At 73.2% G+C, this 15,996-nt stretch carries 13 protein-coding genes and 2 tRNA genes; 11 read left to right on the forward strand and 4 right to left on the reverse strand.

The window, feature by feature from the left end; genetic code table 11:
* Positions 1-102 precede the first annotated feature (102 nt).
* The 5 genes from ACGFX4_RS28605 (at position 103) to ACGFX4_RS28625 (ending at position 4,324) form a co-directional block, all read left to right on the forward strand.
* A complete protein-coding gene (locus ACGFX4_RS28605; protein WP_393080186.1) occupies positions 103-888 on the forward strand; it encodes an ABC transporter ATP-binding protein in 786 nt (261 codons plus the stop codon).
* Positions 882-3,323, forward strand: a complete 2,442-nt coding sequence (locus ACGFX4_RS28610; RefSeq protein ID WP_393080189.1) for an FtsX-like permease family protein — start codon at positions 882-884, stop codon at positions 3,321-3,323. The genes ACGFX4_RS28605 and ACGFX4_RS28610 overlap by 7 nt, the downstream gene beginning before the upstream one ends.
* Positions 3,324-3,440: 117 nt before the next feature.
* Positions 3,441-3,514, forward strand: a tRNA-Lys gene (locus ACGFX4_RS28615).
* Positions 3,515-3,578: 64 nt separating this feature from the next.
* Complete coding sequence (locus tag ACGFX4_RS28620; RefSeq protein WP_393080192.1) at positions 3,579-4,151, forward strand: hypothetical protein; 573 nt, start codon at positions 3,579-3,581, stop codon at positions 4,149-4,151.
* Positions 4,152-4,250: 99 nt separating this feature from the next.
* Positions 4,251-4,324 (forward strand) — tRNA-Lys (locus ACGFX4_RS28625).
* Positions 4,325-4,373: 49 nt separating this feature from the next.
* On the opposite strand, the gene ACGFX4_RS28630 is transcribed toward ACGFX4_RS28625, so the two are convergent.
* Positions 4,374-5,198 (reverse strand): hypothetical protein, encoded by an 825-nt coding sequence (locus ACGFX4_RS28630; RefSeq protein WP_393080195.1) that lies wholly within the window; start codon positions 5,196-5,198, stop codon positions 4,374-4,376.
* 103 nt (positions 5,199-5,301) lie between these two features.
* Between ACGFX4_RS28630 and ACGFX4_RS28635 the strand changes: the two genes are divergently transcribed.
* Positions 5,302-7,560 carry a transglycosylase domain-containing protein gene (locus tag ACGFX4_RS28635; RefSeq protein WP_393080198.1) on the forward strand — a complete coding sequence of 753 codons (2,259 nt, stop codon included), beginning with the start codon at positions 5,302-5,304 and terminating at the stop codon, positions 7,558-7,560.
* A 40-nt stretch (positions 7,561-7,600) separates the two neighbouring features.
* Complete coding sequence (locus ACGFX4_RS28640; protein WP_393080200.1) at positions 7,601-8,554, forward strand: DMT family transporter; 954 nt, start codon at positions 7,601-7,603, stop codon at positions 8,552-8,554.
* A 31-nt stretch (positions 8,555-8,585) separates the two neighbouring features.
* On the opposite strand, the gene lepB is transcribed toward ACGFX4_RS28640, so the two are convergent.
* Entirely contained in the window at positions 8,586-9,188 is a 603-nt protein-coding gene (gene lepB / locus ACGFX4_RS28645) for a signal peptidase I (RefSeq protein ID WP_393080202.1), read from the reverse strand.
* A gap of 83 nt (positions 9,189-9,271) precedes the next feature.
* Positions 9,272-9,637, reverse strand: coding sequence for a chorismate mutase (locus ACGFX4_RS28650; RefSeq protein ID WP_393080204.1), 366 nt, complete (start codon positions 9,635-9,637; stop codon positions 9,272-9,274).
* 201 nt (positions 9,638-9,838) lie between these two features.
* On the opposite strand from ACGFX4_RS28650, the gene ACGFX4_RS28655 reads away from it, so the two are divergent.
* Together ACGFX4_RS28655 and ACGFX4_RS28660 are read left to right on the forward strand one after the other, a co-directional pair.
* Positions 9,839-10,264 carry an OsmC family protein gene (locus ACGFX4_RS28655; RefSeq protein ID WP_393080207.1) on the forward strand — a complete coding sequence of 142 codons (426 nt, stop codon included), beginning with the start codon at positions 9,839-9,841 and terminating at the stop codon, positions 10,262-10,264.
* Positions 10,265-10,594: 330 nt separating this feature from the next.
* Positions 10,595-12,445, forward strand: coding sequence for a putative bifunctional diguanylate cyclase/phosphodiesterase (locus tag ACGFX4_RS28660; protein ID WP_393080209.1), 1,851 nt, complete (start codon positions 10,595-10,597; stop codon positions 12,443-12,445).
* A 33-nt stretch (positions 12,446-12,478) separates the two neighbouring features.
* On the opposite strand, the gene ACGFX4_RS28665 is transcribed toward ACGFX4_RS28660, so the two are convergent.
* Positions 12,479-13,540: an LLM class flavin-dependent oxidoreductase gene (locus ACGFX4_RS28665; RefSeq protein WP_393080211.1), complete on the reverse strand. Its 1,062-nt coding sequence runs from the start codon at positions 13,538-13,540 to the stop codon at positions 12,479-12,481.
* A gap of 420 nt (positions 13,541-13,960) precedes the next feature.
* On the opposite strand from ACGFX4_RS28665, the gene ACGFX4_RS28670 reads away from it, so the two are divergent.
* On the forward strand, positions 13,961-14,557 hold the full coding sequence (locus tag ACGFX4_RS28670; protein WP_393080213.1) for a DedA family protein: 597 nt from the start codon (positions 13,961-13,963) through the stop codon (positions 14,555-14,557).
* Positions 14,558-14,725: 168 nt separating this feature from the next.
* Positions 14,726-15,985 carry a hypothetical protein gene (locus ACGFX4_RS28675; RefSeq protein WP_393080215.1) on the forward strand — a complete coding sequence of 420 codons (1,260 nt, stop codon included), beginning with the start codon at positions 14,726-14,728 and terminating at the stop codon, positions 15,983-15,985.
* Positions 15,986-15,996 lie beyond the last annotated feature (11 nt).

The raw sequence follows: 15,996 nt of genomic DNA on the forward strand, positions 1-15,996 counted from the left end.
GATCCGTGCCGTAGAAGTGGTGATCGCGTGCTGTCGGGCAGGACCGGGTACGCCGGCCCGGCTCCCCCGGCGGGCTGACGCGCTTCTACCTAAGGCGGGAATGTGTTCGACAATCAGCTGAACGGACCCGGCACACCAGTGGTCAGTCTCTCCGCGGCACGCAAGGCCTACGGCAGCGGCGACAGCCGGGTGACCGCGCTCGACGGCGTCAGCCTGGACTTCCCGGCCGGCACCTTCACCGCGATCATGGGCCCCTCGGGCTCCGGCAAGTCCACCCTGCTGCAGTGCGCGGCGGGCCTGGACCGGGTCGACGCGGGCGAGATCCGCCTGGCCGGCGCCGACCCGTCGAAGATGTCCGAGACCGCGCTGACCAAGCTGCGCCGCGAGCGGATCGGCTTCATCTTCCAGTCCTTCAACCTGCTGCCCTCGCTGACCGCGCGTCAGAACGTCGAGCTGCCGCTGAAGCTGGCCGGCCAGCGGCCCGACCCGACCGAGGTCGAGCGGGTGCTGGCGAGCGTCAACCTGTCCGGCCGGGCCGACCACCTGCCCACCGAGCTCTCCGGCGGCCAGCAGCAGCGCGTGGCGATCGCCCGCGCGCTGGTGACCAAGCCGCAGGTGCTGTTCGCCGACGAGCCGACCGGCGCCCTGGACACCAAGACCTCCCGCGACGTGCTCGCGCTGCTGCGCCGGATCGTCGCCGAGAACGGCCAGACCATCATCATGGTCACCCACGACCCGGTCGCCGCCTCGTACGCGGGCCGGGTGGTCTTCCTCGCCGACGGCCGGATCGTCGACCAGATCGTCCACCCGACCGTCGAGGTCGTCGCCAACCGGATGGCCCACCTGGAGCCCGACGAGGCGCCCGCCCCGGAGGTCGCGCCGTGCTGAGCATCGCCCTCGCCACCGTCCGCACCCGCTGGGTCAGCTTCGTCGGCGCGTTCATCGCCCTCGCGCTGGGCACCGGCATGATCGCGATGATGGCGCTCACCCTGACCGCCACCATCGGCACCCCGCACGAGGGTCCGCAGCGCTTCGGCGGGGCGCAGACCGTCGTGGTCCCCGCCGATCCGCGCGGCGACCCGATGGAGCTGCCCGCGGCGCTCCCCGCCGAGCTGGCCGCGAAGGCGGCGGCCGCCGGCGCGACCGTGGAGGACCGCACCTTCGACGCCGCCTGGAAGGGCGGCCCGTCCGACGCGGTCGGCCACGGCTGGTCCGCGGCCGCGCTGACCCCGTACGCCCTGACGGCCGGTCAGGCGCCGGCCGACGACCACCAGGTGGTGCTGGCCGGCGCCGGAGCCGACCAGATCGGCAAGCAGGTACTGATCGCCACCCCGGCCGGCCCCGCCCCGTACACGGTCAGCGGCGTCACCGCGCGCACCTGGTTCGAGAGCCCGGTGTTCTTCACCGACGCCGAGGCGGCCCGGCTCTCCCCCGGCATCAACGCGCTCGCGGTGCACGCCTCCGCCGACGCGGTGCGCCGCGCGCTGGGCGACGGCCCGCTGGTGCTCTCCGGCGGCGACCGCCGGCTGGCCGACCCGGACCCGTCCGGCGGCGCCGACGCGCTGATCAACGCCCAGTCGATGGCGGCCACCACCGGCGGCATCGCGGTCTCCGTCGCGGTCTTCATCGTCATCGCCACCTTCGCCTTCGTGGTCGAGCAGCGCAGCCGCGAGCTGGCCCTGCTCCGCCTGGTCGGCGCCACCCCGCAGCAGGTCCGCCGGATGGTGATCGCCGAGGCGGCCCTGATCGGCCTGGCGGCCGCCGTGGTCGGCTGCGTGCTCGGCCCGATCGGCGCGGGCCGGCTGAACAGCTGGATGATCGACAACAACGTCGCGCCCGACTGGTTCCACATCGGCCTCAACCCGATCCCGCTGGTGATCGCCTTCCTGATGGGCGTCGGCTCCGCGCTGCTCGGCGCGGTCGCGGTGGCGCTGCGCGCCTCCCGGGTCCGCCCGGTGACCGCGCTGCGCGAGTCGGCGGCCAGCACCAAGGTGATGACGCCGGTCCGCTGGGTGCTCGGTGTCGGCCTGCTGGTCGCCGCCGTCGCCACCGGCTGGTCGATCGCCGGCGACAGCCCGACCTACGCGGTCAACCCGCGCAAGTACGGCATGGTCCCGCTGCTGTACGTCGGCGGCCTCGCCCTGCTGGCGCCGGTGCTGCTGCGCCCGGTCGCCCGGATCGCCACCTGGCCGCTCTCCCGGTTCGGCGCCGGTCCGCTGATCGTCCGCCAGAACACCCTGAACGGCCGCCGCCGGACCGCCGCCACCGTCACCCCGATCGTGGTGGCCGTGGGCCTGACCGCCGCCATGGTCTGCATGCAGGCCGCCGGCGACCACACCAAGATCGACCAGGTCCGGCAGCAGACCCGGGCCGACTACGTGGTCCTCCCGCAGGGCGGCAAGACCCTGGACCGGTCCGCCGTCAGCGCGCTGGAGAACCTGCCCGGCGCCAAGGCCACCGTGATCGGCTCGGCCCACATCTACATCGGCACCGAGGACGGCAGGGTCGTCGACTCGCTCAACGGCCAGGCGGTCGCCCCGACCGCGCTCGGCTCCGGCGGCGTGCTCGACCCGCGGGTCGTCGAGGGCTCGACCGACAACCTCGGCGAGGACTTCATCGTCGTCGACCAGAAGACCGCCAAGGGCAACGACCTGACGGTCGGCCAGACCCTCACCGTCTGGCTGCCCGACAACACCAGCACCAAGCTGCGGATCGCCGCGGTCATCCAGACCGGGCTGGCCGGCGACGACACCTACCTCTCCGCGAGCCGCGCCTCCGGCGCCCTGCCCACCCGCGCCTGGCTGACCCTCCAGCCCGGCACCACCGCCGACTCGGTCGCCGCCGCGCTGAAGAAGCAGGCGGTCCGGGCCGCGCCGGTGCAGGTCTACTACGACACCCTGAAGGCCAAGCAGAAGGAGCAGACCAAGACCGCCGCCACCGTCATCCTCGGCATCTCGGTCGGCTACTCGCTGATCTCGGTCGCCAACACCCTGGTGATGGCCGCCGCCGGCCGCCGCCGGGAGCTGGCCGCGCTCAACCTGGCCGGCGCCACCCGGGCGCAGACCCTGCGGGTGATCGCCGCCGAGGCGCTGCTCGCCACGGTGATCGGCACCATCCTCGCCGCGGTCGCCGGCGCGGCCGTGATCGCCACCCAGCGGCTGTCGCTGACCAAGCTGATCAGCGACGTCCCGACCGTCGTCCCGTGGGGCTCGACCTGGCAGGCGGTCGCGCTGTGCGCCGTCACCGCCGTGGTGGCCGCCGTGCTCTCCGCCTGGAACACCACCCGCGGCCGAGCCATCGAGATCGCCGGTACCCGCGAGTAGCCGCCGCGCCACCCGCCGAGCGGGGCCCACCGTCCCGGGCCCCGCTCACCGGTCGTGTCCGCCCGCTCACGATTCGGCCGATCGGCCCGGCCCGTGTAATGTTCTCCGGGTCAGCAGGCGCCGCTAGCTCAGTTGGTTAGAGCAGCTGACTCTTAATCAGCGGGTCCGGGGTTCGAGTCCCTGGCGGCGCACAGACACGGAAGGCCCCTCGCACCATGCGGGGGGCCTTCTGCATACGCGCGGGGGGCGCAGCAGATGGACCTGAACACGTACGCACAGCACTTCGACGGGCGGCCCGAGGTCTCGTTCCGCACCGACGAGCAGCTCACCACCGCCGCGGTCTGGCTCGCCCACCTGCACGGGTACGCCTTCAGGACCGTCTCCGCCGACCACGTCGGACACAAGCTGACCTTCGTCCGGGACACCCGCCCGGAGGCCGGCCGCCGGCTCGCCTGGCTCCGCGACCCGGTCTCCGACCCGGACTGCCCGGCCCCGGTCGCCCGCGTCCAGGCCCCGTACGGCTGGACCCCGCCCGGCTGGCCGCCGCACTCGGCCATCACCGTGCCGCCCGAGCTGCTGCCCGGCCTGGCCTCGCTCGTCCGCCACGAGCAGATCCGCAACAACCCGGTGGCCACCTGGATCGCCCTGCTGCTGCCGCTCCTGGCCGTCCCGCTGTGCTGGCCGTACGACACCACCCGGGCGGTGGCCATCCAGCTCGGCGCGGTCGCGTCCGTCGGCGTGATCTTCGGCCTGCGCTCGCTCAGCGCCGCGGCGAGCCGGAAGAAGGCCCTCGCGGCCCGCAGGATCTGGGCCGCGGACCCCGCCTGACTGCCCGGTGGCGGTGGCCCTGCTGCGCGGCATCGGCTTCCCTGATGAAGTCGATTTCAAACCTCGGGCCCGAGCGTGTATGGTCTTGCCTGTCAGCACGCGCCGCTAGCTCAGTTGGTTAGAGCAGCTGACTCTTAATCAGCGGGTCCGGGGTTCGAGTCCCTGGCGGCGCACAGACAGTCGAAGGCCCTCTCGCTCACGCGGGAGGGCCTTCGTCGTGTCTCAGCCGGCCAGCATCCGGCGGATCGAGGCCGCCATCGCCGCGGCGAAGCGCTCCCGGGTGGCGGGGTCGACCAGGTCGAGCGACAGGTACGGGTTGAGGTCCTCCAGCTCGACCAGGAGCAGCCCGCCCTCCGGGGTGCGGCAGGCGTCGACGCGCTGGATGCCGTACGGGAGGCCGTTCCAGTCGACGAATCGGTCGGCGAAGGCGAGGTCCTCGGCGGTGGCCGGGTAGGGCCGCAGCTCCCAGCGGCGGTCGGGGTCGGGCGCGTACAGGGCGTACTGGAAGTCGCGGTCGACGTAGTAGAAGGAGACCTCGTACCGGAAGTCGATCCGCGGCTGGACCAGGCTGCCGGGGACGACCGCCGCGGGCAGTTCCTCGCGGGTGGCGAAGACCAGGCCGATGGAGTCGGCGCCGTCCTTGGGCTTGACCACGTACTCCGCGGCGTCGGGCAGCGGGGCGTCGGCCCGGTCGACGGTCGGGATGACCGGCAGGCCCTCGGCGGTGAGGTCGAGCAGGTACTGCTTGCCGGCCATGTCGCCGCGCCCGGTGAGCGGGTTGTAGACCCGGGTGCCGCGGCGCCGGGCCTCGGCCCGGAACTCTTCGTATGCGGTGAGATAGTTCACAACCGGGCCGCTGTTGCGAACCACGACCGCGTCGAAGCCGTCCATCAGGGAGAGCGCGTCCAGCGGGTGGCAGAGCGCGAGGTCGAACTCCTCGCGCAGCCGCGCGGTCAGCGCGACGTCCTCGTCGCCGTAGCGGCGCCCCCTGGCGGGATAGGCGAGGTCGGTCACGTACAGGATGCTCGGACGCTTCATGCGCGGCACCCTACCCCGGCACTCTCACCGGACTTTAAAGATCAACTTAGGAGAAATAGGACATAGTTCCCTAACATCAGACAAGTCGATCAATCGAGGAGAGCAGCCCAAGGTGCCCCGAAGTACGAAGAAACGGCCGAAGCGCACCGGCTGGCGCCGCCTGGTGCCGACCTGGAGGATGACGCTGGCCGGCCTGGTCGCGTCGATGGTCCTCGGCGTGGGCCTGTTCGCGCTGGGGGTGTCCCTGGTGCAGGTCCCGGACGCGCACGCCGCCGCGACCGCGCAGTCCAACACCTGGCTCTACCAGGACGGTTCGGTGCTCGCCCGGACCGGCCAGACCAACCGCACCATCGTCGGCCTGGACAAGGTCTCCGCGGACGCCCAGCACGCCGCGCTCGCCGCCGAGGACCGCGACTTCTACAGCGAGGGCGCGGTCAACCTCAAGGGCATGGCCCGGGCCGCGCTCAAGACCGCGAAGGGCGAGGGCACCCAGGGCGGGTCGACCATCACCCAGCAGTACGTGAAGAACGCCTACCTCAACCAGAAGCAGACCCTGGGCCGCAAGGTCAAGGAGGTCTTCATCGCGATGAAGGTGGACGCGACCGAGTCCAAGGACGAGATCCTGGCCGGCTACCTCAACACCTCGTACTACGGCCGCGGCGCGTACGGCATCCAGGCCGCCGCGCAGGCCTACTTCGGCGTGGACGCCGACAAGCTGGACCCGGCGCAGGGCGCCTACCTCGCCACCCTGCTGAACGCCCCCAGTGCGTACGACGTCTCCACCGCCTCCGCCGCCGGCAAGGAGCGCGCGGTGGCCCGCTGGAACTACGTGCTGGACGGCATGGTGCAGAAGGGCTGGATGTCCGCCGCCGACCGCGCGGACACCGCCTTCCCGGACGTGCGGGCGCCGAAGAGCGCGCTGGGCCTGTCCGGCCAGGCCGGCTACCTGGTGCAGGCCGCCACCGACTACCTCACCTCGAACGACATCATCAGCGAGGCGCAGCTCGCCCAGGGCGGCTACACCGTCACCCTCACCGTGGACGCCAAGCGCCAGCAGGCGCTGCAGGACTCCGTGCAGGCGCAGCTCACCGACAGCCTCGACCCCGCCAAGCGCAAGGCGGACGCCGCCGCCCAGGCCGGCGCCGTCTCGGTCGACCCGAAGACCGGCCAGGTGGTCGCGCTGTACGGCGGCGCCGACGCCACCAAGCACTGGATCGACAACGCCACCCGCACCGACTACCCGGCCGGCTCCACCTTCAAGGCGCTCACCCTGGCCGCCGCCCTCGACAGCGGCGCCCGCACCCAGTCCGGCGAGCGGATCACCGCCGACACCGTCTACGACGGCACCAACCGCCGCCCGGTGAAGGGCGCCAAGGGCGTGCCGTACGCGCCGCCGAACGAGGGCGAGCGCAGCTACGGGCAGATCAGCCTGCAGCAGGCCACCGACTGGTCGGTCAACTCGGCGTTCGTGCAGCTCGCCCAGGACACCGGGCTGGAGAAGGTCCGGCAGACCGCGGTGGCGCTCGGCCTGCCCGAGTCCACCCCGAACCTGAAGGCGCTGCCCTCGATCCCGCTCGGCACCTCCACGCCGAGCGCGCTGCAGCTGGCCGGGGCGTACGCCGCCATCGACAACGACGGCAAGCAGATCACCCCGTGGCTGGTGAAGGGCCTGCAGCAGGGCGGCGAGCAGGTCGCGCTGCCCGAGCACAAGGCCACCCAGGCGATCTCCCAGGACGCCGCCCGGGCCACCACCTCGATCCTGCGCGGCGTGATCGACGACCAGGGCGGCACCGGCTGGCGCGCCGCCGCGCTGAACCGCCCGGCGGCCGGCAAGACCGGCACCACCGACGACTCCAAGTCGGTCTGGTTCGCCGGCTACACCCCGGACCTGGTCACCGTGGTCGGCCTGTTCGGCCAGGACCCGACCACCGGCAACCAGGTCTCGCTGGACGGCGTCGGCGGCCAGGGCAGCGCGGCCGGCGGCCGCTTCCCGGCGCAGATCTGGACGGCGTACATGAAGTCCGCGCTCGCCGGGCAGCCGGTCCGCGACTTCGCCGAGGCCGCCCACCGCACGGTCGCCCCCACCCCGTCGGCGACGCCGAGCGACTCGCCGTCCGCGACCCCGGAGTCCACGCCAGCCGCCCCGTCCACCCCGTCCGCGCAGGACCCGGGCGACACGCCGACCGACGCGGCGACCACCCCGGGCCGCCGGCCCAGCCGCACCCCCAGCAGCCCGGGCACCCCGAGCGCCACCGCCACGCCGAGCAGCGGTGCCTCGCCGACCAGGAAGCCCACCCAGACCCCGTCGCCCGACGGGGAGGGCGCCGTGGACGGCACCACCCGGATCGAGCAGGACCAAACTGCGAGATAGCACCTTACGAAGGGGCGGGTCCGGCTGACACAATGCCCCGGTGCCCAGCCAGACCCGCCCCTCCACCGACGCCCCGCCCGCCGCCCCGGCGGCCGCGGCGCGGCCCGCCCTCACCGCCGGACTCACCCTCGCCCTGGTCTCCGCCTTCGCCTTCGGCGGATCGGGCACCGCCGCGAAACCCCTGATCGAAGCCGGGCTCTCCCCGCTCCACACCGTCTGGCTGCGGGTCGCCGGCGCCGCCGCCGTCCTGCTGCCGCTCGCCTGGAAGCACCGCGCCGCCGTACGGCAGCGGCCCGGCGTCCTGATCGGCTTCGGCCTGCTCGCCGTGGCCGGCGTCCAGGCCTGCTACTTCGCCTCCATCTCCCGCATCCCCGTCGGCGTCGCCCTGCTGATCGAGTACCTCGGGCCGCCGCTCCTGCTCGGCTACGTGAAGTTCGTGCAGCGCAAGCCCGTCGGACGCGGCGCCGCCATCGGCGCGGCCGTCGCCGTCGCCGGACTCGCCTGCGTGGTCGAGGTCTGGAACGGGCTGCGGTTCGACGCCCTCGGCGTCCTCTTCGGACTCGGCGCCGCCTGCTGCCAGGTCGGCTACTTCGTCCTCGCCGATGCCGGCCGACGCGGCGACAAGCCCGTCGACCCGATGGCCGTCAGCGCGTACGGCCTGCTGATCGGCGCACTCGTCCTCACCGCCACCACCCGGCCGTGGGAGGCCGACTGGTCGGTGCTCACCGGCACGGTGACCATGAACGGGCACGCGCTGCCCGCCGCGCTCCCCGCCGCCTGGATGGTGCTGATCGCCACCGTCCTCGCCTACCTGACCGGCGTCATCGCCGTCCAGCACCTCTCCCCGCCGGTCGCCGGCGTGGTCGCCAACCTCGAAGCGGTGGTCGCCACCGTCCTCGCCTGGGTCCTCCTCGGCGAGCACCTCGGCACCCCCCAGATCCTCGGCGGCACCCTCGTCCTCGCCGGAGCCTTCGCCGCCCAGCGGGGGAAATAGAGCGCGGCCTCAGGGGCATCGCACCCCGGTTTCAGAACAGCGGCCAGACCACGGCCCGGACCGGGCCGACCACGTCCGCGACGGGGACCGCGCCGCCGGCCGGGCCGTCGCGGTGGTAGCGCGAGTCCGCGGAGTCGCTGCGGTGGTCCCCCTCGACCCAGACGTACCCCGCCGGGACGGTGACCGGGCCGAAGTCGAGGCCGGCGCAGGAGTCGTCGCCGGGGTGCAGGTAGGGCTCGGCCACCGGGTGGCCGTCCACGGTGAGGGTGGTGCCGGCGCAGGCGATCGTCTGTCCGCCGGTCGCTATCACGCGCTTGACCAGGTACTCGTCACCGGCGGGCGGCAGCAGTCCGACGAAGCTGAGCCCCTTCGCGAACGCGCCGCGCTCGGGCTCGGGCGGCAGCCAGCCGCCCGGGTCACGGAAGACGATCTTGTCCCCGGCCGCGGGCTCCCAGCCGAACAGCGGGGAGAGCTTGTCGACGGCGACCCGGTCGCCGACCTTCAGGGTGTTCTCCATCGAGCCGGACGGGATGGAGAACACCTGGAACAGGCAGGTCTTGATCAGCAGGGCGATCGCGAGACCGACGGCCGCCATCACCGGGAGCTCGATCCACCAGGGCTTCCGTTTGGCCATCGGGCCGTACCGCCTTTTCCGGGCCGGGAGCGTCGAAGGACAGCACGCTAGCCGCGCCCGCCCGCCCCGGCGAAATCCGGGTTTTAACCGGCGTTGACGTCCCCGGCCGAGTCCCCGGCCGCGTCCTCGGCGATCGCCTCGTGGTGCCTGATCACCTCGGCGATGATGAAATTGAGGAATTTCTCCGCGAAGACCGGGTCGAGGTGCGCGCCCGCGGCCAGCTCCCGCAGCCGCTTGATCTGCTCGCGCTCGCGGGCCGGGTCGGCGGGCGGCAGCCGGTGCTCGGCCTTGAGCTCCCCGACCTTCTGGGTGGCCTTGAAGCGCTCGGCGAGCATGTGGACGACGGCGGCGTCGATGTTGTCGATCGACTGCCGCAGGGCGGTCAGCTCGGCCCGTACGGACTGGCCGATCCCCTCGGTGGTGGCGGGGGTCGTGGGCTGGTCCGTCATCGGGGCTCCGGGGCTTCGCGGGGCAGGGGTGGCACGCCCGGCGCGGGCCCAGGGGGCGGCGTGCGTCGGGCCAGCGCCAATCTAACAGGGGACGACCTGCCGACTCCCCCGCATATCGGCCCAAGTCCACGATGTGGAACGCCGAACGGACTAGGGTGGGCGGCACGGCACGTACAGCCCCCAGCACAGGAGGTATCCCCCGTGGCAACCACCCGCACCGCGCACACGGAGTGGCAGGGCAACCTGCTCGAAGGCAAGGGCGAGGTGACCCTCGACTCCTCCGGCCTCGGCACGTACCAGGTGTCCTGGCCGGCCCGTTCCGAGGAGCCGAACGGGAAGACCAGCCCCGAGGAGCTCATCGCCGCCGCGCACTCCGCCTGCTACTCGATGGCGCTCTCGCACGCCCTGGCCGGCGCCGGCAACCCGCCCACCGCGCTGCACACCAAGGCGGACGTGACGTTCCAGCCGGGCACCGGCATCACCGGCGTCCACCTGACGGTGGTCGGCGAGGTCCCCGGCCTGGACGAGGCGGGCTTCGTGAAGCTGGCCGAGGACGCCAAGGCCAACTGCCCGGTCAGCAAGGCGCTGACCGGCACCACGATCACGCTCACCGCCAGCCTGGGCTGATCTCCGTACGATCCGTCACATCCCGGACGGACCACGCGCCCCCGGACCGCCCGCACGGCGGCCCCGGGGGCGTCGCCGTTCCCGTCGCCGCTTCCACCGCCGCTTCCGCCGCATGCGCACACGCTCTGCGCGAAACCTGCCGAATCACCCTGCCGGCGGTCGCGACCGGTTCGGCGCGCGATCTATGATCAGCGGCAGTGGCCCGAGGCGGCCCGAGCGCCGCTCGCCGCCCGCCACCGCGGTTCGGGCAGCCGACCGTGGATCAGTGTCAGCGGACGGGAGCGTGCCGTGCCGGGCCGGAACGAGGGGGCCGACGCACACCGACTGGGCGTGCGGCACGATCCCCTGCGCCACGTCCACGGCACGCACCGTGCCGGCCCGCTCACCGTGGAGACCGTGCAGGCCCCGTGCGCGACCTGCGGCACGCTGATCGGCGGCGACACCGAGCACCTGCTGGCCGCGCTGCGGGCGAGCGAATCCCGGTTCCGGGCGGCGTTCCTGGACGCCGGGATCGGCATGGCGCTGATCGACACCGACGACCTGTTCCTGGAGATCAACCCGGCGTTCGCGGCGATGCTCGGCCGCGAGGTGCCGGACCTGGTGGCCCAGCACATCCACACCGTCATCGACCCGGAGGAGACGCCCCGCCGGCTCTACCGGGAGCTGGTCCGCGGCGAGCGGGACCGGGTGGTGGTGGAGAAGCGGCTCAAGCACCGGGCGGGCCACGAGGTGTGGTCCCGCGTCACCATCTCGCTGATCCGCGACGACGCCGGGCAGCCGCAGTACACCCTGGCGATGTTCGAGGACGTCAGCGAGCAGCGCAAGCTCGGTGACCGGCTGGCCTACCAGGCGCTGCACGACCCGCTGACCCGGCTGCCGAACCGGACGCTCTTCTTCGAGCGGCTGGAGGCGGTCTTCGACGCGCCGGAGACCGGCGGCCCCCGCCGGGTCGGCCTGTGCTACGTGGACCTGGACGGCTTCGCGGCGATCAACGAGACGCTCGGCCACCAGATCGGCGACCAGCTGCTGGTCGCCGTCGCGGCCCGGCTGGAGCACGGATTCGCCCGCACCGAGGGCCAGTCGGTGGCCCGGCTCGGCGGCGACGAGTTCGCGCTGCTGGTGACGGACAGCCGGGACGGCGATCAACTCACCGCTCTCGCCGGGGCGTTGATCGAGGCGCTGGAGCGGCCCTTCGAGGTGGCCGGGCACCGGCTGGTGGTCACCGCGTCGATCGGCGTGGTGGAGCGGCCGGTGCACGGCTCCAACCCCACCGACCTGCTGCGGGACGCCGACTCCACGCTGTACTGGTCCAAGGCGGACGGCCGGGCCCGCTGGACGCTCTACGACCAGGACCGCGGCGCCGACCAGCTGACCCGCCACCTGCTCGCCACCGCGCTGCGCCCGGCGCTGGAGCGCGGCGAGTTCACCGTCGAGTACCAGCCGCTGGTCGGCCTCTCGGACGGCGCGGTGCGCGGCGCCGAGGCCCTGGTCCGGTGGGTCCACCCCCGGTACGGGACGCTCTCGCCGGACCGCTTCATCCCGCTCGCCGAGGAGTCCGGGGCGATCGTGCCGCTGGGCCGGTGGGTGCTGGAGGAGTCCTGCCGTCAGGCCCGGCGCTGGCTGGCCGAGTTCCCCGACACCGAGACCTTCGTCAGCGTCAACCTGGCGGCCCGCCAGATCTGGGACTCCGACATCGTCGGCGACGTCGCCCGGGTGCTGGAGCTCACCGGGCTGCCCGCCCGGCTGCTCCAGCTGGAGATCACCGAGAGCGCCGTGCTCGGCCCCGGCGGCCGCCCCTCGCAGGCGCTGCAGGAGCTCGCCGACATGGGCGTGCGGATCGCCATCGACGACTTCGGCACCGGCTACTCCAACCTCGCCTACCTCTCCCGGCTGCCGGTCCACGTGCTCAAGCTGGACGGCACCTTCATCGAGGCGTTCCGCGACGGCGCCAAGCCGCCGCCGGGCCACCGCGCCGACGCCGACGAGCAGATCGTCGGCGCGATGGTCCAGCTGGCGCACGCCCTCGGACTGACCGTCACCGCCGAGGGCATCGAGAACGCCGCCCAGGCCGAACGGCTCCGGCTGACCGGCTGCGACACCGCACAGGGCTGGTACTTCGCCCGCCCCGGCGAGGCCGAGCTGGTCGCCGCCATACTGCGCGAGAACCGCCCGCGGCCCTGAGCCCGACCGCCACCCACCCCGCCGACCGGCCCGTCAGCCGGTCAGCCCGTACGCCTCGGCGATCAGCCGGTAGGACCGCAGCCGCGCCTCGTGCCCGTGGATGTGCGAGGTGACCATCAGCTCGTCCGCGCCCGTCCGCCGGCGCAGCGCCTCCAGCCCCTCGGCGACCCGGGCGGGCTCGCCGAGCACCACGTTGCCCAGCCAGCTCTCCAGGAACTCCGCCTCCACCTCGGTGTACGGGTACGCCTCGGCCTCCGCCGGGGTGGGGATCAGGCCCGGCCGGCCCTGGCGCAGCCGCAGCATCGCGAGCCCCGCCGAGCGGGCCAGGCGCACCGCGGCCGCCTCGCCGTCCGCCGCCACCGCGCTCACCCCGATCAGCGCGTACGGCTTCTCCAGCACCGCGGAGGGCCGGAACTCCTCCCGGTACAGGTCGAGCGCGGGCACCGTGTTCTGCGCGCTGAAGTGGTGCGCGAAGGCGAACGGCAGCCCGAGCCGGGCCGCCAGCCGGGCGCTGAACCCGGACGACCCGAGCAGCCACACCGGCGGCCGGGACGGCCCCTGCGGCACGGCGCTCAGCCGGGCGTACGGGTGGCCGTCCGGGAAGTCGCCGTCCAGGAAGTGGGTCAGCTCGGCGAGCTGGGTCGGGAAGTCCTCCGGGCCGTCGGTGCGGCCCTGGCGCAGTGCCCGGGCGGTCGCCTGGTCGGTGCCGGGGGCGCGGCCCAGGCCCAGGTCGATCCGGCCCGGGTACAGGGCCTCCAGCAGGCCGAACTGCTCGGCGACGGCGAGCGGCGCGTGGTTGGGCAGCATCACGCCGCCGGAGCCCAGCCGCAGGGTCGAGGTGTGCGCGCCGAGGTGGGCGAGCAGCACCGCCGGGGTGGAGCTGGCGACGCCGGGCATGCCGTGGTGCTCGGCCACCCAGAAGCGGTGGTACCCCCACTGCTCGGCGCCGCGGGCCAGCTCGGTGGTGGCCGCCAGGGCCTCCCCGGGGCTGTACCCGGCGCCGACCGTGGCCAGGTCCAGGATCGACAGCGGGGCGGGTGCCGTTCCGGCCGCCCGGCCCCTGATCTCCTCCGCGCGGTCCTCTGGGCTGCTCATCCGGTCCGTCCTCTCGTATCCGTGCCGTCGGTGCACAACCGGCGCGGCCCGCCGGGTGTTCCCGGTGTACCCGGGTGGCGACGGAGCGTGGCGGACTCACGCCAGCGCGGGAAGTCGCCAGGCCCGACGGCTCCTTGCACCGCCCGGGGCAGGGCATGCTTGGTGATCAGTGCGGGCTGCATACCCGCACCCCGCACACCTGCGTTTGATCGGCGGGCTCGACCAGCGTCGTTCGATCCCATGAGCCCCCGGAGCGGCACCCCGCCCGGGGGCTTTCGCACGCCCCGGCCCCGGCGAGCGGCGTCACCCGTAGCGGTGAGCCGTGCCACAGGGGGGTGCTTCAGGGCATGAAAGGTTCAGGGGCTAGCGTTGACACCCGCAGTACCGACCTCCCCGGGGCGGTACGGAGGGAGTACGACCTTGGACGCCATCGCGGTCATCGGCCCGGCGTGGATCTGCGCGCTGGCGCTCGTCGCCGTCCTCGGCGACGCCCTGCTCCCCTTCATCCCCAGTGGCACCCTGGTGATCCTGGCCGTCCTGCGCACCTCGCAGACCGAGGGCTCCCCGCTGCTGCTGGCCGCCGGGGTGGCCACCGCGTCCTTCCTGGGCGACCTGCTGCTGCTCCAGCTGGCCCGGCGCAGCGCCCCCGCCGTCCAGCGGCGCCTCGCCCACCGGCCGAAGCTGGCGGCGAGCGTGGAACGCGTCCAGCGCAGCTTCGCCGGGCGGACCACCCGGCGGGCCGCCGCGCTGGTGATCGTCGCCCGCTTCGTCCCCGCCGGGCGGACCGTGCTCGACCTGGCCGTCGGCCACTCCCCCGACCTCTCCCGGACGTTCCTGCGCTGGTCGGCGGTGGCCGCCGTGTTGTGGGCCGGCTACATCGTCAGCCTCGGCTGGCTGAACAGCCACTGGTTCGACACCGCGTGGCTGAGCTTCGCGATCTCCTGCGCGGCCGCCACCGCGATCAGCAGCGGCATCGCCCAGCTGGTCCGGCGCCGCCGCCGCGAGCTCGCGGTCTGACCCCTTCTGCCCGTTTCTGTCTCAGGACGGCAACAGACCGGCCGGTCCGGGATCCGGCACGTCCCCGTTCGCGTGATGGAGGACGGAAGCCGCCGGCGCCGTCCGCGGCCCGTACCATCCTTGGGTGGCATTAACGGCCGAATGTCCGATTTCGCGGCAGGGGAGACCATGAGCACCATCTCGCGCAGGACCGTCCTGAGCAGCGCGGCGGCCACCGCGGCCCTGGGCGCCGTCACCGCCTGTTCCACCGGCGGCAGCGGCGGTCGGAGCGGCAGCGGCGGCCCGGCCGGGGACGCCGCGGTCACCGCGGCCCCCGCCAAGTCCACCGCCAAGGGCACGCCGATCGGCGACGGCTCCACCGCGGACACTGGCCCCCAGCCCAACCAGCCCAAGCCCGAGAAGCTCAAGCCCGGCGAGACGCCGCCGCAGTTCGTGGTCTTCTCCTGGGACGGCGCCGGCGGCACCGACGACGGCCAGTTCAGCCGCTTCCTCAAGGTCGCCCAGGAGCACAAGGCGGCGATGACCTTCTTCCTGTCCGGCATCTACACGCTGCCGAAGGACAAGTCGAACCTCTACCACCCGCCGAAGCACAGCGTCGGCGCCTCCGACATCCCGTTCCTGTCCGAGGGCGCGGTCAAGAACACCCTCAAGCTGATCAGCCAGGCCTGGCTGGCCGGCCACGAGATCGGCACCCACTTCAACGGCCACTTCTGCTCCACCCGCTCCGACGGCAACGGCGTCAACAAGTGGACGCCGGAGGACTGGGAGAACGAGATCCAGCAGGCCGTCGGCTTCGTCACCCAGTGGAAGACCAACACCGGCATCACCGACGTCGACCCGCTCCCCTTCGACTACAAGAAGGAGCTGATCGGCGGCCGCACCCCCTGCCTCGAAGGCCAGAAGGCCCTGCTGCCGACCGCCGCCAAGCTCGGCTGGAAGTACGACGCCAGCTCCCCCGGCGGCCTGCAGATCTGGCCGCAGAAGGTGCAGGACGGCAAGATCTGGGACTTCCCGCTGCAGGGCATGCCCTTCCCCGGCCACGGCTTCCAGGTCCTCTCGATGGACTACAACATCCTCGCCAACCAGTCGGGCGGCTCCACCAAGGGCGACCCGGCCAAGTACGACGCCTGGCGCACCCAGGCCCGCGACGCCTACCTGGCCGGCTTCAACCGCGCGTACACCACCAACCGGGCGCCGGTCTTCATCGGCAACCACTTCGAGCAGTGGAACGGCGGCATCTACATGGACGCCGTGGAGATGACCATCAAGGAGATCGCCGGCAAGCCCGACGTCCGCCTGGTGTCCTTCCGGCAGCTGGTCGAGTGGCTGGAGGTCCAGGACCAGTCCACCCTGCGCAAGCTCCGCACCCTGGGCGTGGGCCAGGCCCCCGCCGGCGGCTGGCAGTCCTTCCTCGGCACCGCGGGCTGAGATCATCTCCG

The organism is Kitasatospora sp. NPDC048365 (assembly GCF_043200835.1).
GTDB classification, from domain to species: Bacteria; Actinomycetota; Actinomycetes; order Streptomycetales; family Streptomycetaceae; genus Kitasatospora; species Kitasatospora terrestris.